This window comes from Gallaecimonas kandeliae (genome assembly GCF_030450055.1).
GTDB classification, from domain to species: Bacteria; Pseudomonadota; Gammaproteobacteria; order Enterobacterales; family Gallaecimonadaceae; genus Gallaecimonas; species Gallaecimonas kandeliae.
On record NZ_CP118480.1, the window covers coordinates 3,148,658 to 3,167,490 of the forward strand.

General features: G+C 64.4%; 23 protein-coding genes. 21 read left to right on the forward strand and 2 right to left on the reverse strand.

Annotated elements, in window-relative coordinates; genetic code table 11:
• Positions 1 to 8: 8 nt before the first annotated feature.
• The 19 genes from PVT67_RS15595 (at position 9) to PVT67_RS15685 (ending at position 16,740) form a co-directional block, all read left to right on the forward strand.
• A complete protein-coding gene (locus tag PVT67_RS15595) occupies positions 9 to 1,121 on the forward strand; it encodes a peptidase (protein WP_301495184.1) in 1,113 nt (370 codons plus the stop codon).
• An 11-nt stretch (positions 1,122 to 1,132) separates the two neighbouring features.
• Positions 1,133 to 1,468 carry a capsid cement protein gene (locus PVT67_RS15600; protein WP_301495186.1) on the forward strand — a complete coding sequence of 112 codons (336 nt, stop codon included), beginning with the start codon at positions 1,133 to 1,135 and terminating at the stop codon, positions 1,466 to 1,468.
• Between the two features lie 27 nt (positions 1,469 to 1,495).
• A complete protein-coding gene (locus tag PVT67_RS15605; protein WP_301495188.1) occupies positions 1,496 to 2,425 on the forward strand; it encodes a major capsid protein in 930 nt (309 codons plus the stop codon).
• Positions 2,426 to 2,484: 59 nt separating this feature from the next.
• Positions 2,485 to 2,772, forward strand: a complete 288-nt coding sequence (locus PVT67_RS15610; RefSeq protein ID WP_301495190.1) for a Rho termination factor N-terminal domain-containing protein — start codon at positions 2,485 to 2,487, stop codon at positions 2,770 to 2,772.
• Positions 2,769 to 3,278, forward strand: a complete 510-nt coding sequence (locus PVT67_RS15615; protein WP_301495192.1) for a gp436 family protein — start codon at positions 2,769 to 2,771, stop codon at positions 3,276 to 3,278. Before PVT67_RS15610 ends, PVT67_RS15615 begins: the two co-directional genes overlap by 4 nt.
• A gap of 3 nt (positions 3,279 to 3,281) precedes the next feature.
• Entirely contained in the window at positions 3,282 to 3,740 is a 459-nt protein-coding gene (locus tag PVT67_RS15620; protein WP_301495194.1) for a phage tail terminator protein, read from the forward strand.
• Complete coding sequence (locus tag PVT67_RS15625; RefSeq protein ID WP_301495196.1) at positions 3,737 to 3,922, forward strand: DUF7210 family protein; 186 nt, start codon at positions 3,737 to 3,739, stop codon at positions 3,920 to 3,922. Before PVT67_RS15620 ends, PVT67_RS15625 begins: the two co-directional genes overlap by 4 nt.
• A 6-nt stretch (positions 3,923 to 3,928) precedes the next feature.
• Entirely contained in the window at positions 3,929 to 4,687 is a 759-nt protein-coding gene (locus PVT67_RS15630) for a phage tail tube protein (protein WP_301495198.1), read from the forward strand.
• A complete protein-coding gene (locus PVT67_RS15635) occupies positions 4,687 to 5,130 on the forward strand; it encodes a DUF6631 family protein (protein WP_301495200.1) in 444 nt (147 codons plus the stop codon). The genes PVT67_RS15630 and PVT67_RS15635 overlap by 1 nt, the downstream gene beginning before the upstream one ends.
• Positions 5,064 to 5,309 (forward strand): hypothetical protein, encoded by a 246-nt coding sequence (locus tag PVT67_RS15640; RefSeq protein ID WP_301495202.1) that lies wholly within the window; start codon positions 5,064 to 5,066, stop codon positions 5,307 to 5,309. The genes PVT67_RS15635 and PVT67_RS15640 overlap by 67 nt, the downstream gene beginning before the upstream one ends.
• Before the next feature lie 2 nt (positions 5,310 to 5,311).
• Positions 5,312 to 5,572, forward strand: a complete 261-nt coding sequence (locus PVT67_RS15645) for a hypothetical protein (protein ID WP_301495204.1) — start codon at positions 5,312 to 5,314, stop codon at positions 5,570 to 5,572.
• A gap of 29 nt (positions 5,573 to 5,601) precedes the next feature.
• The gene (locus tag PVT67_RS15650) at positions 5,602 to 5,796 is read left to right on the forward strand and encodes a hypothetical protein (RefSeq protein WP_301495205.1); all 195 of its coding nucleotides are present in this window, start codon (positions 5,602 to 5,604) and stop codon (positions 5,794 to 5,796) included.
• A gap of 12 nt (positions 5,797 to 5,808) precedes the next feature.
• The gene (locus PVT67_RS15655; RefSeq protein WP_301495207.1) at positions 5,809 to 6,126 is read left to right on the forward strand and encodes a hypothetical protein; all 318 of its coding nucleotides are present in this window, start codon (positions 5,809 to 5,811) and stop codon (positions 6,124 to 6,126) included.
• An 89-nt stretch (positions 6,127 to 6,215) separates the two neighbouring features.
• Entirely contained in the window at positions 6,216 to 10,115 is a 3,900-nt protein-coding gene (locus PVT67_RS15660; RefSeq protein WP_301495208.1) for a tape measure protein, read from the forward strand.
• Between the two features lie 2 nt (positions 10,116 to 10,117).
• Positions 10,118 to 11,326: a hypothetical protein gene (locus PVT67_RS15665; RefSeq protein ID WP_301495210.1), complete on the forward strand. Its 1,209-nt coding sequence runs from the start codon at positions 10,118 to 10,120 to the stop codon at positions 11,324 to 11,326.
• Complete coding sequence (locus PVT67_RS15670) at positions 11,323 to 12,150, forward strand: DUF2163 domain-containing protein (RefSeq protein ID WP_301495213.1); 828 nt, start codon at positions 11,323 to 11,325, stop codon at positions 12,148 to 12,150. Before PVT67_RS15665 ends, PVT67_RS15670 begins: the two co-directional genes overlap by 4 nt.
• A gap of 8 nt (positions 12,151 to 12,158) precedes the next feature.
• A complete protein-coding gene (locus tag PVT67_RS15675) occupies positions 12,159 to 12,389 on the forward strand; it encodes a hypothetical protein (RefSeq protein WP_301495215.1) in 231 nt (76 codons plus the stop codon).
• Positions 12,389 to 12,592: a hypothetical protein gene (locus PVT67_RS15680; RefSeq protein ID WP_301495216.1), complete on the forward strand. Its 204-nt coding sequence runs from the start codon at positions 12,389 to 12,391 to the stop codon at positions 12,590 to 12,592. The genes PVT67_RS15675 and PVT67_RS15680 overlap by 1 nt, the downstream gene beginning before the upstream one ends.
• Before the next feature lie 1,391 nt (positions 12,593 to 13,983).
• On the forward strand, positions 13,984 to 16,740 hold the full coding sequence (locus tag PVT67_RS15685; protein WP_301495218.1) for a phage tail protein: 2,757 nt from the start codon (positions 13,984 to 13,986) through the stop codon (positions 16,738 to 16,740).
• A gap of 179 nt (positions 16,741 to 16,919) precedes the next feature.
• Here the strand turns inward: PVT67_RS15685 and PVT67_RS15690 are convergent, their stop codons facing one another.
• Positions 16,920 to 17,183 (reverse strand): hypothetical protein, encoded by a 264-nt coding sequence (locus tag PVT67_RS15690; RefSeq protein WP_301495220.1) that lies wholly within the window; start codon positions 17,181 to 17,183, stop codon positions 16,920 to 16,922.
• A gap of 38 nt (positions 17,184 to 17,221) precedes the next feature.
• Complete coding sequence (locus PVT67_RS15695; RefSeq protein WP_301495222.1) at positions 17,222 to 17,587, reverse strand: DUF3192 domain-containing protein; 366 nt, start codon at positions 17,585 to 17,587, stop codon at positions 17,222 to 17,224.
• A gap of 243 nt (positions 17,588 to 17,830) precedes the next feature.
• Here PVT67_RS15695 and PVT67_RS15700 point away from each other — a divergent pair, with 243 nt between their 5' ends.
• Together PVT67_RS15700 and PVT67_RS15705 are read left to right on the forward strand one after the other, a co-directional pair.
• Complete coding sequence (locus PVT67_RS15700) at positions 17,831 to 18,277, forward strand: MarR family winged helix-turn-helix transcriptional regulator (protein WP_301495224.1); 447 nt, start codon at positions 17,831 to 17,833, stop codon at positions 18,275 to 18,277.
• Between the two features lie 128 nt (positions 18,278 to 18,405).
• Positions 18,406 to 18,825 carry an organic hydroperoxide resistance protein gene (locus PVT67_RS15705; protein WP_301495226.1) on the forward strand — a complete coding sequence of 140 codons (420 nt, stop codon included), beginning with the start codon at positions 18,406 to 18,408 and terminating at the stop codon, positions 18,823 to 18,825.
• Positions 18,826 to 18,833 lie beyond the last annotated feature (8 nt).

Below are 18,833 nucleotides of genomic sequence, written 5' to 3' on the forward strand. Positions count from 1 at the left end.
GTAGCCATGTGAGCGCATTAGAGATCTTCAAAGCCGGCACCCATACCGCCATGGACGGCCAGCAGCTGAGTTTCAGCGCCGCCGATATCGCCGCCTCGGTTGCCGCCTACGACCCGGCCGTCTTCAAGGCGCCCCTGGTGGTCGGCCATCCCAAGCTCAACGACCCGGCCTATGGCTGGGTGCGCTCGGTGGCCATAAACGGGGAGGTGATGCAGGGCGAGCCCGAGCAGGTGGAGGCCCAGTTCGCCGAGATGGTCAACAACGGCCGCTTTCCCCGCATCAGCGCCTCTTTCTTCCACCCCGACAGCCCCAGCAACCCGGTGCCCGGTGTCTGGTACCTGCGCCATGTCGGCTTTCTCGGTGCCCAGGCGCCGGCCGTCAAGGGGCTGAAACCGGCCAGCTTCGCCGAGGCCGGCGACGGTGAAGTGGTCACCGTCGAGTTTGCCGCCAATGGCGAGGCGCCCGGTGCCTGGGCCCTGACTCGCATCTTGCGCGGCCTGCGCGAGTTCCTCATCGAAGACCGCAACAGTGAAACCGCCGACAAGGTGATCCCCGACTGGTTGATCACCTCCTACGAGGAGGACATGCGCCGCGAGGCGGCGGAAGGCCCCACCCACTTTTCTGAGCCCGAGGAGACCGAGATGGACCCGACCAAAACAGCGGATTTTGCCGCGCGTGAAAGCGCCCTGCAGAGCCGCGAAGCCGAATTAGCCCAGCGCGAACAGCAATATCAGGCCAAGGAGGCCGAAGCCCGTAAGGCCGGCATTGCCAGCTTTGCCGACGGCCTGGTGAAAGAGGGCAAGGTGCTGCCCCGCGACCGCGAGGGCCTGGTTGCCTTCATGGCGCACCTGGACGAGGCCAGCGTTGTGGAGTTCGCCGACGGCGACCAGAGCGTCAAGAAAGCCGGCGTCGAGTGGTTCAAAGGCTTCCTGGGCAGCCTGCCGCAGCAGGTGGACTACGCCGAGCACGGCGCGACCCAGGATGAACACAAGCCGGCCAGCTTCGCCGCCCCGCAAGGTTACAGCGTCGACCCGGACCGCCTCGCCCTGCACAACAAGGCGCTGGCCTACCAGGTACAGCACCAGTGTGACTACAACACCGCGATCAATGCGGTCAGCTAAAGGAGCCACCCATGTCCGCTCAAAACTATTCCCTGCTGGGGCTGTGCGCTATCGCCAGCGCCGCTGTCACTGCCAACACCTTCGTTGGCTGGGACAACGCCACCGCTACCGCCGCCGGCAACGCCAAAGGGGTAGCCCGCTCCGACGCCGCCCTCGGCGCCGCCCTGCCGGTCGACATCATCGGCACCGCCGTGGTCAAGGCCACCGGCGCCATCGCCGACGGTGACGCCCTGGAAGTGGGCGCCAATGGCACCGCCACCGTCAAAAGCGCCGGTGTCACGGTGGCCAGGGCCCTGCAGTCCGTGGCCGATGGCGAGCTGTGCGAAGTGCTGCTCATCGCCAACTAACCCCACCGAAGCAATCAGGAGAGAACCATGCCTCAGATGAACAACAACCAGGTGCGGGTTATCGACCCCATTCTGACCACCCACGCCAACGGCTACCGCCAAAACAAGCACGTCGGTCTGGCACTGTTCCCCCGCGTGTCGGTGGCGGTGTCGGGCGGCCAGATCCTGACCTTCGGCAAAGAAGCCTTCATGGAGTACAACATCCGCCGTACTCCCGGCTCCGCCACCAAACGGGTGCAATTCGGCTACCAAGGCGAACCCTTCGCCCTGGTGCAGGACGCCCTGGAAGGCGTGGTACCCCGCGAGCACCTGCGCGACGCCAGCCAGGTGCCCGGCATCAACCTCGGCCAGCGCGCCATCAATAACGCCATGGCCATCGCCAGCCTGGCCCTGGAGCGCGAGCAGGGCGCCCTGGCCCGCAACGCCGCCAACTACGACAGCGACCACAAGGTAGACCTTTCCGCCGCCAAGTGGACCGACGACGCCAATGACCCGGCCAAGGATCTCCGCACCGGTGCAACGGCCATCCGCGACACCACCGGCATGGAAGCCAACACCCTGATCGTCTCGGCCAAGGGCTTTGCCGCCCTACAGGAGAACGCCAAGATGAAGGAGAACTTCAAGTACACCTCGAAGGACTCCATCACCACCGCCATGATCGCCGCCCTGCTTGACCTGGAGAACGTCCAGGTGGGCAAAGCCATCACTTCCGACGCCAGTGGCAACCTCAGCCCGGTGTGGGGCAGCGATGCGGTGCTGGCCTACGTGCCCACCTCCCCGGACCCCAACAGGGAAGAACCCAGCTATGGGTACACCTACACCATGGAAGGCCACCCCATGGTGGAGCAGGCCTACTACGACAAGAACGCCAAGAGCTGGATCTACCCGGTGACCTACGAGCGGGTGCCGGTGCTGAGCGGCATGACAGCAGGCTACCTGCTGCAGAACCTGGCCTGATAGCCGGAACAATAGGAAGCCCAGGGCCAAGGAAGGCCCCTCAATTTGAAGAGGTGAGCATGACCCGTTACCGCATCGACCGCCCCATCAAGTGGCAGGGCGAGATCAAAAAGACCGGCCATATCGAGGCAGACCCCAAGGCGGTGGAAGCCTTGGTCAACTCCGGCGCCCTGGTGCCGGACGAAGCGGCCCCCCAGGCCCAGGCTGACCTCGACAAGCTCAAGGTCGACGAGCTGCGCACCCTGGCCGAGCAATCGGGTGTGGAAGACTTCGCCACCCTGAAAAAGGCCGAGCTGATCGCCGCCCTGCAGGCTGCAGAGCAAGGCACTGGCCAAGGTGACGCATGAGCTACATCAGCCGCAGCGATCTGGCCAAAAGCCCTGGCGCCCGAGAGCTGGCCCAGGTGGCCACCCCCGAGCAGGAGGCCGTGGTCGATGCCGACCTGATGCAGGCTTCCCTGACCGGGGCTGATCGCAGCGCCTGGAGTGCGGACGAGATTGCTGTGGCTGACCAGGCCCTGGCCGTCATCGATGCCGCCGTGGTTGACGCCGATGCGGTGATCGACGGTTACCTGGCGCCGCGCGGCTACCTGCCGCTGGACCCGGTGCCGGGCATCGTCACCACCTGGGCGCGGGCCATCACCCGCTACCAGCTGCACAAGGACCGCGTCGGCGGCGAAAAGGACGACCCCATAGTGCGCGCCTACCGCGACGCCCTGGCCCTGCTGCAGCAAACCGCCGCCGGCAAGTTCAGCCTGGGCTTGGGGGACACCACGGCCCCGGCCGGTACCGGCAGCCCGGACTGGTCCGCCCCGGCGCGCCAGTTCACCAATGACAGCCTGCAGGACTTTTGAGCCATGAACGAACCCTTTGACGTCGCCCTGGTCCAGCAGCGCCTGCGTGAGCAGGTGGCGGCCTTGACCGGCGGCGTTTGCGGGGGCGCCGAATACGCCGCGGTGAAGAGCCTGCGCGACTTTCGCCACGGCAGTGCCTATGTGGTGCTGGCCTCGGAAATCAACCCCAACTCGCCGGACAGCCCGGCCGGGGCCCGCAGCCGCGGCGTCAACCAGGTGCTCTGCACCTTTGGCGTGATCACCGTGGCCCGGCACCAGCGCGGGCGCACCGGCGAAGAGGCCCTGCAGGAAGCCCGGCCGCTGATCGGCGCCGTGCGCACCGCCCTTATCGGCTGGGTGCCCGAGGCGCCGTTGCGGCCGGTGAGCTGGCTCAAGGGCGACGTCATGGAATACGACGCCAACACCCTGCTTTGGATAGACGTTTTTACCACCACCCATTTCATCACCGGAGGCACCGCATGAGCACCGCACCCAAACCGGCCACCGTCGAGGTGGTCCTCTTGAAGGACCACAAGCACGGCGGCAAGCCTTTCAAGAAAGGCGCCACCATCACCGTCACCGCCGCCCAGCGCCAGTTCCTGATCGAGCGTGACATCATCGCCAAGAACAGCCCCGCTGTTCCGGCCACCGAGAAGAAGGGGTAAGCAGCCATGTTGGATTTTGCACTGCAAGGCAAGGTACGCCTGGGCGACAACATCAACGGCAAGCCGGGCGCCATGTATTGGGTCGGTGATGCCGAGCTGATGGTGAAGTCCAGCGCCAGCGAAGAAAAGCGCAAGGAGAGCTACAGCGGCAACCGCAACACCTCCGCCACCATGCACACCGGCACCGAAGTCAGCTTCACCCTGAAGCTGCGCTATGCCCTGTCCAAGAACCTGGCCCTGGGGCTCTACGGCAACGTCAACATCATCGCCGCCGGCAGCGCCACCGGCGAAACCCTGCCGCTCGGCCTGGTGGCCGGCGACCAGGTGCAGCTGGAAGGCACCGGCATCAGCGCCCTGGCCATCCAGGACAGCGCCGGCACCCCTGTGCCGCTGGTGCTGGATACCAACTACAAGGAAGAAGATCTGGCCGGCGGCATCATCGAGATCCTCGACCCGGGTAGCCTCACCCAGCCCTTTACCGCCGACTATGACTACGGCGCCAGCGTCGACGTGGCGATGTTCACCCAGAAGCCGCCGGTGCGTTACATGAGCTTGGTCGGCACCAACGCCGTGGACGGCGCCACCGACCAGATGAGGTGGGACTTTTACCGCGCCAAGTTCAACCCGGTGGCGACCCTCGACCTCATCAGCGACAAGATGGTCGAGATCTCCCTGGACGGCACCCTGCTCATCGACAGCAACAACGAGGCCGATAGCGCCCTGGGCGGCTACGGCCGGTTGCGGCAGATCGGGGCGACCAGCTGATGGCTGAGAAGCTGCAGCCTAAAGAAGAGGGCCTCCAGGATCTGGAGACCCTCTTTCCCGATGCCGAGATCGCCATCGCCGGCCGGGATATCACGGTGCGCGAGTACAGCTTCGTCCAGGGGCTACGCTTGCGGGCCAGCATCCAGCCCTTGCTGGCCGGGCTGGCCAAGCTGACCGCCAAACCCGAGAACACCCCTATCGACGCCATCCTCGACCTGATGGCCGAGCATCACGACCAGGTGCTTGACCTCATCGCCGCCTCGGCGGGCGTCGAGCGGGCCTGGATAGAGCAGCTCGGCGACGCCGACGGCCAGGCTCTGGCCTTTACCTGGTGGCGGGTCTGCGGCCCTTTCTTCGTTCGGCAGCTCCAGAGCAAGTGGTTCAGCGAACTGCTCCGGCCGCTGCCGGGAGCGTCCGCTGGCGGGACATCTTCGCCACCCTGATCGCCGCCGGCCACAACCCGGAGCGCATCGGCCACTACACCGAACGGCAACTCAAGCTGCACTATGACGCTGCCTGCCGCCGCGAACGCCACCAAAGGGCCGACCATATCGTTGACACCAACGCCGGCACCTGGGGCGGCGACGACGTCGGCAAGCTGCTGCGGGAATTGAGGAAGTGAAGATGAGCAAGCAAATCATGATCTGCGGTATCGACTGCCACCAGGGTGACCAAAACTGTAATGGCTATTGCACTGGCGACTCCCAACACCCGCCAGAAGCTACCCCGCAGATGAAGCTGGAAGCCGCCAAGGAAAAGGCCCACCGACTGCTCAACGAGGCCGAACAGGCGTGGCACGCCTATGCGGCGCAACTGGACGTTGGGCCAGAACGCGAGCGCGCTTTCGAGGTGTATCAGAACGTGCGCCTGGCCAGGCGTGTATAGCCAGCGAATACAGCAGATAAGGAAAGGCCATGACACTGGAGCAACGGCAAGCCCATGAGCGTGAAAAGCTGGAGCAGCTACGGGATGCGATGGAGAGCCGGGCACATGATCTGAGGTCACTCATGGACGTGCTGGAGGCGTGTAAGAACATGGCGGGATTAGATCCGCTTCCACACCTCAAGGACGCTATGCAGGAGTACCTGAAACGAAGCGACAAGAACTGAGAGGAGATGGCCATGCAGATTGATACCAAAGAGCTGACCGATGACGATATCCATGAGCTGCTCATTGAACTCAGGGAAGAAAAGCGTCGCCGCAGTGAGGAGGAAAAACGACCGGTCTTTTACTGTGACAATATGTACAGGAAGTCGTTGGGCGCCGCCTTAAATGAGCTGATTGAAGAGGCCCAAAGAGCCCTCAACTTCAAAGGTGGTCCAGAAGCCTATTTCGCCGGAGCCATTAGCCGGGCTGAAAAGACCTCTCTGTTGACCCTGGACGTTGAATTCTGGTCGAAGTCGGAATATGACGCCCGGCCGGACGTCGTTTGGGGATAGGGGATCACCCCGCCATTCCCTTTTTGCCCCCGTTCAAATGACCCGCCCCTAGCATCCTGCCATCCTCGCTCTGTAACCAGGGGCATGGCATGGCTGACAAGAATCTCGAACTCGCACTGAAGATATCCGCCGATCTGGCCCAGGCCCGCCGCGAGGTGGAAGCGCTGGCCGATGAGCTGGGCGCCGCCAGTGACGCCTCCGACAAGGCCGACAAGGGCGGCCGCCGCGCCGCCGCCGGGGTGAGCGCCGCCGGCACCGCCATGAACAAAGCCAGCGGCGAGACCCGCGCCTATGCCGGGGCCGTGGCCAAGGCCGACGCCAGCACCCGTAAGCTCGAAGCGGACAGCCAGCGGCTCACCACCACCACCCGCACCCTCGGCGGCGGCCTGACCGCCGTGGCGTCCTCGGTCAAGGCCCTGACCCTGACCATGGCCGCCGGCTTCGGCCTCCATGAGATAGTGCAAAGCGCCGATGCCTGGACCGCCTACCAGAACCGCCTGCGCCTGGTGACCCATGGTGAGGAGGCCCTGGCCCAGGCCACCAACGATGTCTACGCCATCGCCCGCCGCTCCAGCCAGCAGCTCGACACCACCGCCAACGTCTACCAGCGCTTTGCCCAGAACGCCGACCGGCTGGGGATCAGCCAGCACAAGGTGGCCGAGCTGACCGACACCGTTAACAAGGCCATCGCCATCTCCGGCGGCACCGCTGCAAGCTCCGAGGCGGCACTGGTGCAGTTTGGCCAGGCGCTCGGCTCCGGGGTGCTGCGCGGCGATGAATTCCGCTCTGTGATGGAGCAGGCCCCAGGCCTGGCCCTGGCCCTGGCCGACGGCCTGCATGTGACCCTGGGTGAACTACGGGCCATGGCTAACCAGGGCCAGCTGACCGGCGATGTGATAGTCCGGGCCCTGACCGAGGCCAAGAACTCCGTCGACGAGAAGTTCGCCACCCGGGTGCGCACCATAGCCCAGGCCACCACCGAGCTGGGCACCGCCTTTACCCGGCTGATCGGCATCATGAGCAGCGGCGAGGGGGTCGGTACCGGCATCGCCAACGTCATCGGCGACATCGCCGACATCCTGGATACGCTATCGGACCACGCCGGGGCGGTCAGTACCGTGCTGGAAGGGGCCCTGATCCTGGCCATGGGCCGGGCCATAGCCGGCCTGACCAACCTGGGTGCCGCCAAGCTCCAGGACATCACAGCCAGCCGGCAGCAGGTCGTGGCCGCTGCCGAGGCGGCGCCCCCCGCCGAACGCGCCGCCGTGGTGACCCAAGAGGCTGCCGTGGCCGACCAGCTGAAAGCCAAGGCCGCCCTGGACGCCGCCATCGCCGAAGAGGCGGCCACCAAGGCAGAGGCTGAGCGCACCGCCGTCCTGGCCCGCACTGCCAACGGCTTGAGCGGCAAGGCCGCCCTGGATATCCGGGCCGCCGAAGCGGACGCCGCCCACGCCGCCGCCGAAGCGCGCCTGACCACCGCCATCGAAGCCCGCGCCGGCGCCACCGAACAGGTGGCCATCGCCACTGTGCAGCTGACCAGGGCCACCACCCAGAACACCGCCGCCGCTGCCTCGGCGAGAGTCGCCAACAGCCTGCTGTTGTCCTCTTTCAATGCCGTCAAGGTGGCCGGCAGCTCACTGCTGACCCTCATCGGTGGCCCTGTCGGCTTGATTGTCTCTGTCGGGCTGATGGCCGCTTCTTTCATTGATTTCGGTGACGACGCCAAAGCCGCCCTGGAGCAGGCCAAGCAGGCGGCGGAGGAGTTGAGCGGCCCCCTCGACAAGGTGATCGAACGGCTCAACAAGTTGTCCGAGATCGAGCGCAAGCAGGAGATGGGGCGCCTAGCCAAAGACCTGCAAGCCTTCAAGGATGCCGCCATCGAAGCCGCTGGCGACATCGTGGCCACGGTGAACAGCGAGATGGACCGCGCCAGCCGTTACGCCTTTGTCAGCCCGCAAACCCAATCCCTGCTGCTGCAGCTGCGCGCTGAGGCCAATAAGGCGGCGGGCGGCGGCAGCGGCAATTTCGATGGCATCTATGACTCCATTAAAAATGCCGGTGACATCAGCGACATCACCAAAAACAAGCTGCTGGGGCTGATTGAGGAGATTGCCAAGGGGTCACGCCAGGCCAACGAGTTCGCGGCCCGCCTGGATGAGGTCAAGGCCGCCCTGGGCAAAACAGGCGAGGTGGCGACTAAACCCGGCAATTCCCTGTCCCCCGCCGCCCTGGCCAAGGCCAATGCCTACCTGCTGACCCTGGAGAAGCAAGCCGAGAAACTGGAGAACCTGAAGGCCAAGGAGAAGGCCCTGGCGTTCTTGAAGCGCAACGACATCGCGATCGAGTCGGAGCTGGGCAAAAAGATCCTGGAGCAGGCCGAGGCCAACGACAAGCTCAAGGTCGCCAAGGACAAGAGGACGGCGGCCGACCGTAAGGCCCGGCAGGAAGCCCGCGCCGCCGCCGCCGCTGCCAAGGCGCACGTCAAGGCCCAGAACACCTACGTGAAGCGGCTGGAGCGCCAGGCGGCCACCCACGGCCAAACCGCCGAAAAGGCCCGCGAGTACGACCTGGCCGAGCAGGGCCTGACCGGCACCCTGCTGGCCCGCGCCAAGGCCGCCATTGCCGCCCTGGATGCCCAGGACAAGCTCAAGCGGGCCGAAGAGGACAGCCAGAAACTGGCCAGCGTCCAAGCGCAGCTGGATCCGCTGCAGGGCGACAAGGTGGCGGCGGCCAGGGCGCGAATGGAGCAAGAGTTCGGCAAGCTGCGGGCGCACTGGGTGAAGGAGAACAACAAGGCTGGGGTCGAGGCCATCGACAACCTCATTAACCTCAAGACCGCCCAGGCCCGTCTCGACCAGCTCAAGGAGGCGATGAGCCGCACCCTGGGCGAGCAGAGCCGGGTGGAGCAGTCGATCCAGACCCAGCAGGAGACCGGCGCGCTGACCGAGATCGACGCCCGCGACCAGCTGCTCGATCTGCACCGTAAGACCAGCGCCGAACTGGAGCGCCAGCGGCCGCTCCTGGAAGAGCTGGCCAAGCAGCCCGGCGCCGTGGGCCAGGCTGCCCAGGAGGCCCTGGCGGCGCTCAATCAGGAGATGGAGCGTCTGCAGGCCACCACCAGCCTGCTGCAGTCGACCCTGCGCGACGGCCTGCAGAGCGGCTTTTCCGACGCCCTGCAGGGGCTGGCCAAGGGCACACTCTCCTTGCGTGGCGCCATCGCCACCCTGGCCCAGTCGGTCAGTGACGCCCTGACCAAGATGGTCAGCGACGGCCTGGCGCAGATCGCCACCAAGCAGATCCTGGGGATATTCAGTCAGACTGCTGGGGAGCAGGTGGCGGCGATCAATACCGTGACCGCCGCCAAGACTGCCAGCGACACCACCATGGCGGTGTCGTCGGTGACCGCCGCCAACACTGCCGCTGCTGGGCAAGCTGGCGCGGCTGCGCAAACCCAGGCGGAGTGGGCTGGTCCCGCCACCACCGCCTCTATTGCCTCATGGGGCGCCGCCGCCGGCATCGGCATCGCCGCCGTGCTGGCGGCCCTGGCCCTGAGCCGCGCCTTCAACACCGGCGGCCATGTGCGCGGCCCCGGTACCGGCACGTCCGACAGCATCCCGGCCAGGCTCTCGGATAACGAGTTCGTGACCAGGGCCGCCGTGGTCACGCAGCCCGGCGCCCTGGGCTTCCTCCACGACTTCAACCAGCGCGGCATGCCGGCCCTGGACGATTGGGCCAGCGCTGCCCGCCACGCCACCGGCGGCCTGGCCGGGGTGCCGGCGCCGCAGATGGCCAGCCCCTCCCTGAACCGGCCCCTGAGCCAGCCGGCCAGCGGCGGCGACGCCGGCAAGGGCATGACGGTGCAGATCGTGAACGCCCTGGATGCCGAGGACATGGCCAACACCGTATTGGCCACTCCGGCGGCGGTACGCCAGGTCAAGAACCTGGTCAAGGCCAACCGGATGGCCTTTAAAGCCATCCTGGAGAAGTGACCATGCCGCTGCCTGCCGGAGCCGCCGCCATCTTCCCCTTCGCCGCCGACTGGTCCAGCCCGGTCAGGGAGACCCGCGAGTACAAGACCGACATCATCCCCGCGCGCAGCGGCACCGAGCAGCGCCGGGCCCTGCGTTCCAAGCCGCGCCAGGGCCTGGCCTTCGACCTGGTGCTGGATGGTAGCGACGCCAACGCCTTCGACTACCAGCTCTATGCCCTGCAGCCCCATTACTGGCTGCTGCCGCTGTGGCAGCGCCAGCGGCGCCTGGCCGCTCCGGCGCTGACCGGCGCCAATACCCTGGTGCTGGACCAGCCCCTGGCCTTCGAGGCCCAAGCGGGTGACGACCTGGTGCTGATGCGCGCCGGCCAAGCGCCGGAGGCCCAGCAGATAGAGAGCCTGTCCACCGACCGCAAGACCATCACCCTGGCTGACGTGCTGGCCGCCGACTGGCCCCAGCACGCCAGCCTCTACCCGGCGAGCCAGGCCCAGCTGACCCAGACCTTCAACGCCACCCGGCCGACGGCGGGGCTGGTCAAGGCCAGCCTGGCCTTTGAGCTGAAGGTCGACAACCGGGCCCCGGCCGCCTCCTCGCTGAGTAGCGATCTGACCATCGGTGGCCTGGAAGTACTGCAGCGCGGCATCAACTGGGTGGACGCCCCGGAGGTGGGCTTTACCTGGGCGCCGCAGCGCATCGACGGCGGCAACGGTCCCACCAGTTACGTGACGGTCGGCGACCTGGCCCCCAACACCCGCAAGGGTACGGTGAGCTGCGACAGCCGCGACGAGCTGGACTGGTGGCTGGCCTTCTTCGACCGCTGCCGGGGCCGGCAAAAGCCGTTCCTGATGCCGACCTGGCTGGATCTCAACCTGCAGCAGCCGCTGACCGCCGGCGCCACCTTCGAGGTGGCCGGTACCGAGCTGGGCACCTACCTGGCGGATGACCCTGTCCACAGCCACCTGATGGTGCGGCTGTGGGACGGCAGCCTGGCGTTCTTCGCCATCACCGGGTTGACGGTCAACGCCGCCGACGGGGTCACGGTGATCAACACAGCAGAGGCCTGGGGCGAAGCCTACAACCCCTGGCAGTGCCTCCAGGCCTGCCTGGTGACCAGCTGCCGGCTGGCCAGCGACCGCCTGGAGGTGGAGTGGGTAACCGATGAGGTGGCCAGCTTTGCCCTGGCCGTACAACTTGTGGAGGACGTCGCATGAGCAATGCCGACTACGGCCAGAGCGGCTACGCCAGCCGCCCGGCCGCGCTGCTGGAGTTTCGCTACAGCAGCGATGAGGCCAACACCATCCGCTACACCAGCTGCGACCACGACCTGACGGTGGACGGCTACCTGTACAGCGCCATGGCCATCGAGAGCGGCGACTGGAAGGCGAGCGGCGGGGAGGACGGCAGCACGCTGCAGCTGACCATGCCGCTGGCGAACAACGCCCTGGCCAACCTCTACCAGGTGCAGGCCCCCGACAACGAGGTGGGCTTCACCCTGCGCGGCATCGAGCTGGACGACCCCGACGCCGAGGTGCTGACCCTGTGGATCGGCCGCGTCACCGCCGTCAGCCGTCAGTACCCCAAGCTGGTGGTGGACCTGGAGGACATCGAGAGCAGCCTGGACGAGTCAGGCAACCGCGGCTACGTGGAGCCGGCCTGCCGCCATGTCCACTACAGCACCGGCGGCGGCCGCTGCGAGCTGGTAAAGGCCGACTGGGAGAGCACCGACACCGTCACCGCCATGGCCAGCAGCACAGTGCTGACCTTGCCGGTGGCGGCGACCTTCGCCGACGGCTGGTTCGTCGGCGGCGAGCTGGATTTCGGCGAGGAGGTGCGCACCATCATCGCCCACGTCGGCAACCAGCTGACCCTCAACCGCCCGATCCTGGGCTTGGCCGTGGGCAGCAGCGTGACGGTGGCGCCCGGCTGCGACCACACCGCCGAGACCTGCCTGGCCAAGTACGCCAACATCCTCAATTACGGCGGGGAGGACTTCAGCCCCGACACCAGCCCCTGGCAGGGCATCAGCATCGTGTGAGGTGATAGATGTTTGCATATTTCATAGTGGCCGTAGTGGCGGCGATCGCGTCCTACATGCTGACCCCCAAGCCGACCATGAGCGCCATAGCGGCGGCCAAGGACGTGGACGTACCCAAGCTGCCCTACGGCAAGCCCTACGGCATACTGCAGGGCGTGGCGCCGATAGCGACCCCAGGCCATGCCTGGCACGGCGACGTTTCCGCCATCCCGATCAAGGGCAAGGGGGGTAAGAAGTGATGGCAGAACCAGTAGTGACGTTCGCCCAGCTGCGCCGCCTGCGCTACTGCGCGCCACGCATTCGGGCCTGGTGCCGCGAGCATGGCATCGACGCCCGGCGCCTGCGCGAGGGGGCCGGGATCCCGGTTTCAGAAGTGAGGGCCACCGGCTGCGGCTTTGCCGCCAAGGCCGCTGACCTCGCCGAACGGGAGGCGGGCCTGTGAGCGGGGGGTCTAAGTCGCAGACGGTCGGGTATCAATATTACTCCGGCGACCGCATCCTGCTGGGGCACGACACCTTCGACGCCATCGTCGAGATCCGCTGGGACAAGAAGACCGCCTGGGCCGGTAAGGCCGAATTCGACCCGGCCAATCCCGGCGCGGTGGCCAGCATCACCATCGACAAGCCCCAGCTTTTCGGCGGCGCCAAGCGCGAGGGCGGCGTCAGCGGCATCATCGACGTGCTGTTCGGCCACTCCACCCAGGGCCTGCACGATTACCTGGTCGAGAAGATCGCCTCGACCTTCCTGCCCGCCTACCGTGGCGTGACCTCCCTGGTGCTCAAGAAGTTCTACGTAGGCAACAACCCCTACATCAAGGACTTGGGCATCATGGCCAAGCGCATTCACCGGGTCGGCGACGGCGAGCTGCAGTGGTATGACGAAAAGGCGGAGGTGTACCTCTCCGACTTACCCACTTGGCAGTGGGAAGCTGGTCAGGAAGTCGCTAACTTCTTCGGCCTTTACTCGGTCAATGTCATGTGGGAACACCCTGAGAGCGGACGGGTATTTACTCCAAGAGAAATAAATTCCCCATTCTCTCGGTGCTTTCAAGAAGTGGGGGATGACAACACCAAGACCACAATTTATACCAACTCCTTTACTGCCCAGGGCCCTTCGGAGTTTTGTTTTGACGGAACCTACTTCTATGTAGAAATGGCAGGGGCTTTTAGACGGTATGACAAGGACGGTGGTAGAAGTACCATGGCTGCTATGGGCGGAAGCCCAGCTCAGCAACAGGGAGCCGTAGTCACTCCAGACGGCCAGGTATACCGGGGTTACTATGGAGGAACAGGTGCGTCTAATCCCACTTACATCGCCTATACCCCGACGTTCGGGGGGACCACTACCCCCTACAACCTGAACCACGGTTCAAAGCCCATGGTTGGGTTCTATCGAGAAAATAACGATGTGGTCATCACCCGAGATCAGGGGGCCACTTGGTGGAGGTTTACTAATGGGGTTCTCCAGGGACAAGAGGTATGGGCAGGGGTCACTCCCACAGCAAGGAGTGAAAGCTCGGGGTTAAACCGTTACTTCGCCCAGATGGGTAAGTATGTGGTTTGCCTGAACTGGGACTACTACACGGGATATGTCTTTGTCTCAAGGGATTATGGGGCCACCTGGACTGAATACCACATTGGTGGAAACCTGAATGGGAACTGGGTTTCAGTAAATAACTCCGGAGGTGTTCTAATAACAACGTCTAGTGGGTGGTGGCTCTATAATTCGGCCACCGACACCTTTGACAATATCACCCCCGCAAGATACACCCCCTCATATTCCAGTTGGTCTGGCGTTGTAGTGCTGCGCAGTGACTTTTCCCTAGTGGGAGCGATGAACGTGGGTAGCAATGGCCCCTGGCTATTCAGGAATGCCCTTAGCCTTAGTGATGCCAAGTCAGGCATGAACCCCGCCCACATGATCCGCGAGTGGTATACCCACCCGGTTTGGGGCCGGGGGCTGCCGGCCACCATGATCGGCGACAGCTTCACCACGGCCGCCGATACCCTCTATGCCGAAGGGCTGGGGCTGTCGTTCTACTGGGCCGACGAGATCACCCACAAAGACGCCATCAACGAGATCCAGCGCCACATCGACGCGGTGCGCTACGTGGACCCCAGCACCGGCAAGCTCGAAATCAAGCTGATCCGCAACGACTACGACCCTTCCACCCTGACGGTGCTGGACGACAGCAATAGCAAGGTGACCAAGTTCGACCGCCAGCCGCGCAGCGAGCTGTATAACCAGATCACCGTTAAGTACCGCGACCGCGATACCTGGGGCTGGGCCAGCATCACGGTGCGCGACGACACCGCGATCCGCCGCCTGGGACGTGTCCGCAACAAGACCATCGAATATGCGGGTGTCTGGGATCCGAAGGTGGCCCTGGACCTGGGGCGCCGCGACCTGGCCGCCAACTCCCGCGAGTTTGCCCGCGCGACCATCGAGACGAACCGCCGGGTATCTGACCTCAAACCCGGTGAAGTGTGCAAGGTCAGCTCAACCAAAGACGGCATTGACGGCATGATCTTCCGGGTGGCCACCCGCACCGACTCGGCGGATCTGAGCGGCGCCATCACCCTGGAAGGGGCCGAGGACATCTTCAGCGATGGCTGGACTGTGTACGCGGTACCGACCGGCTCGCGCTGGGTCGACCCCATCGGCGACCCGCAGAACTTCGGCGAGGCCACCGCCTTCGAGCGACCCTATCTGTTGACCGTGGCCGAGGTGGGGGACAGCTACATCGACCAGGTACCGGCCGACTCCTGCTTCTACGGCTTTGCCGGCGCCCGGCCCAGCAGCGGCACCCACCTCAGTTACAACCTCTATGTCTACCCGAGCGGCACCAGCCAGGCCCCCGATAACGAGGTGGCCATCTCCAGCGAGTTCACCCCTGTGGCCGTCGTCGACGGCGATGTCGATGACCGGAGCCAGACGGTGATCCCGGTGACCGGCGTCGATACGGTCGCGTCGCTCCGGGTGGGGCAGCTGGTGCTGATTGGCGACGCGGCTGATGGTACGCGCGAGCTGGCCGCCCTCGATGCCGCCGTCAGCGAGGGGGATCTCACCGTTACCCTCAAGCGCGGCGTAGCCGACACCCTGCCCATGCCCATCGCCAGCGGGACAGTGCTGTATTTCATCGGCGACCACTACGGTGGCGACCAGACCGAGTTTGTGGCCGGTGAAACCGCCGACGGCTACGGCACCCCGCTAAACGGCCGAGGTGCCTACGCCGGGCCTTACACGGTGCGCAGCGTGGACATGCAGGGCCGCCACCAACTGCCGTACCTGCCGGCCAACTGGAAGGTCGACGGGGCCTATGCCTGGAGCGACATCATTGCCGCCACAGGTGACACCAGCTGGGTACTGACCTGGAACCACCGCGACCGCGTCACGCAATCCAACCAGGCGATCAGCTGGTTCGAGGGCGCAGACTATGGCCCGGAGGCCGGCCAGACCTACCACCTGCAGGTGGACGCCCTGGACGCAACTGAAACGGTGTTGCAAAGCGGCTACATCGACGCCGACCTGGGCGCGGTCAACACCTACACCATCGACCTGGTCGCCCAGCAGCCGCCCGAGGGGCTGGTGTGGCTGGATATCAAGCAGTGGTCGGTCAGAGATGGCCTGGACAGCCTGCAGATGGTGACAGCGAGGATCAAGGTCGACCTGGACAGCACCAATAGCCAGGCTTATTTCAAGCCGCTGGAGGCCGGTACCGGCGCCCTTTACCTGCTAAACCCCGGCAATTCGGTTCAGGCCCTGACCGCCGCCTTGGCCCTGGCAGAGGAGTATGCTGGCGCGTTTCCAAGCGGATACCCCTACGGCCTCATCGGCGGCAAGTGGTTTAGGCCGGTTGGGAGTGACCATATCGGCTTCGATAGCTCGCCGGGTGGCTCATACCCGGACAGTGGCTACCCGATGATGGCGCTCGGCGGGGACATCCTCGCCAGGTTCAATGAGGGCGACAGCACCTACTACTGGACCGCCGACGGCGTCACCGTTACCACCCAAGCCGACCCCGGACCAGGCACGCTGGCCGGGGTGACAAGAGCCCTGGGCCGCCACAACGGACTGCACTTCATCCTCGAAGAGTGGTATGCCAACCAGAGCCCCTATACCCAGAAGTTCGATCTCTGGTCCTCTCCTGACGGCGTGAACTGGACCAAGGCGGTCGATGGCCACGCGGGCACCACCACCTGGCCTCGTATCGTTTACCTGTTCGGCAAGTATTGGCTGGCCGTGAACTACCCGGACAACGTGCTGATGTCGTCCAGCGACGGCATTACCTGGACCGAGAGCGATGGCAATGCGCTGTTCAATGGGGACCATCCGTTCCTGGTGGCCAACGCCACCACCATGCTGATCGCCTCGCCGTACAACCAGACCTTTGTCTACACCACCGACGGGGTGAACTGGAGCGCAGCCAGCGCCATGCCGGTCAGCACCAGCCCGTACTCGAACAAGTACGGCTACATCTACCCGCATGAGGATTACGGGTGGGTCTGTTGCTACAAGGAAGACCCCTATGGGGCAGGCTATGCCTTCACGAGCACCGACCTGGTCAACTGGACGCAGCTGACCCTATAGGCCACTGCGACCTGGGACTGGATAGGGAGGAGACTGCCGGGGATCCGGCAGTCTGTTTTTTGAAATGATGTTCCAGAATGTGCAACGATTCAGAACCGCGATTTATCGCACATCAGAGGCCGAGTTTTCGCGCGCGGCTACAAGCGGCCAGTAAAAAAGCGCCCCTGGGGGCGCTTTTTTCATGAGGCTTCTTTTTTCCTGCCCAGGGCATCTATGGCCCTGGAGACCTCGAAGCCCTGGTCCGTGACTATGGCTTCAAGGTTGCGGATCCGCTCTTCCATGCGGCTAATCTTGTCCTGCAGGGCCTGGTTGTCAGGCCCGCTGGCCAGCTGGCTGTTCAACTGCTTTTCCTGGATATCCAGCTTGCGGTTGTAGATGCGCCTAAAGGTACCGAAGCCGACGCTGATCAGGACGATCAGCACCACCATAATCGGACCAATCATTGGGCCAATTATTGAGCTTTCCATTTCATTTACCTCCCTTACAAACGTTGCAGGGCCATGTCACCCCAGCCGATCAGCTTGTCGCCTTGGAAGATCAGCGGCGTGCATTCGTCCCTGGTGGTCATGCCATCACTGTGCTTACGCTGGCTACGATAATAGAGCACCCGGTGGCCGTCCGTGAGCTGGTCGTCAAAATCCGGGGTCCCCAGGCGGTGGGTGACGTCGGCCAGCGCCATGCCGGTGGACAGGCCGGTGATGGCGTCACGGTTCTTGTGTTCCAGGCTCTTGTGACCGCCATTGTCACCGTAGTCGTCGGAATCGCCGTCGGCGATCACCACACAGGCGGACAGGGGCAGGACGATAAGGGCAGTCAGGGCCAGCTTGGCCAGGTTGTTTTTCAGCACAATGGTTCTCCTTGATATGGCATGACCGATACTATGCAAAGCCTTTGCCATAGATGTAACACATTGTAATGAAAAGATAATCAAATGAAATCGTTCAGCCATCCTGGGGAATTTCGCCACCATGTGGCGTATTTTGCCGCTCGGGCTGGCGGCTTTGTGCGATAAGGGTTATTGCTATTACCATGAAGCCAAAGGCGCCGCCGGCCGCTATAGTGGCCGGCCCCAGAACCAAGAGGTGACCCCATGGCAAAGCAACACTGCGAGGCCCTGAAGCTGGACAACCAGCTCTGTTTCGCCCTCTACTCCGCCACCCTGGCCATGACCAAGCTCTACAAGCCGATGTTGCAGGCGCTGGATCTCACCTATCCCCAATACCTGATGATGCTGGTGCTCTGGGAGCAGGACGGCATCACCGCCACGGAACTCGGCAAGAAGCTGATGCAGGACCTCGGCGCCCTGAGCCCCGTCATCAAGCGCCTGGAGGCCCAGGGCCTCATCGAGCGGCGCCGCAGCAGCCAGGATGAGCGTAAGGTACAGCTGCACCTGAGCGAGGCCGGCCGGGCGTTGCAAACCAAGGCCGAGGCCATACCGCCCCAGATCCTGTGCAGCAGTGGCCTGGATCTCGCTGCCGGCAGCCAGCTCAAGCAGCAACTGGAAAGCCTCCGCCAGTCATTGATGGACTCCCTTTAAGCCCCCTTCCGGTTTGCCCCCTCTTCGGAAAAAACGGTCGCTGTTATCGGCAAAAAAAGTTATCGCAATTATGATTGTTGCGATAACTTAACTCCCGAAGACAACATCACCTTGAAGAGGAATCGACCATGCAAGTACTTTACAAAGCCATCGCCACTTCCACCGGCGGTCGTGACGGCCAGGCCAAGTCTTCCGACGGCATCCTGGACGTCAAGCTGGCAACTCCCAAGGAACTGGGCGGTGCCGGCGGCGACGCCACCAACCCTGAGCAGCTGTTCGCGGCCGGTTATTCCGCCTGCTTCATCGGCGCCCTCAAGTTCGTCGGCGGCCAGGCCAAAGTCGCAGTACCCAAGGACACCAGCGTCCGTGCCGAAGTGGGCATCGGCCAGATCCCTGGCGGTTTCGGCCTGGACATCGACCTCTTCGTGACCCTGCCCGGTCTGGACCAGGATCAGGCCGAGACCCTGGTGTTCAAGGCCCACGAGGTCTGCCCCTACTCCAACGCCACCCGCAACAACGTCGAGGTCAGGCTGCACGTCGCCGTCTAAGCCTTGGC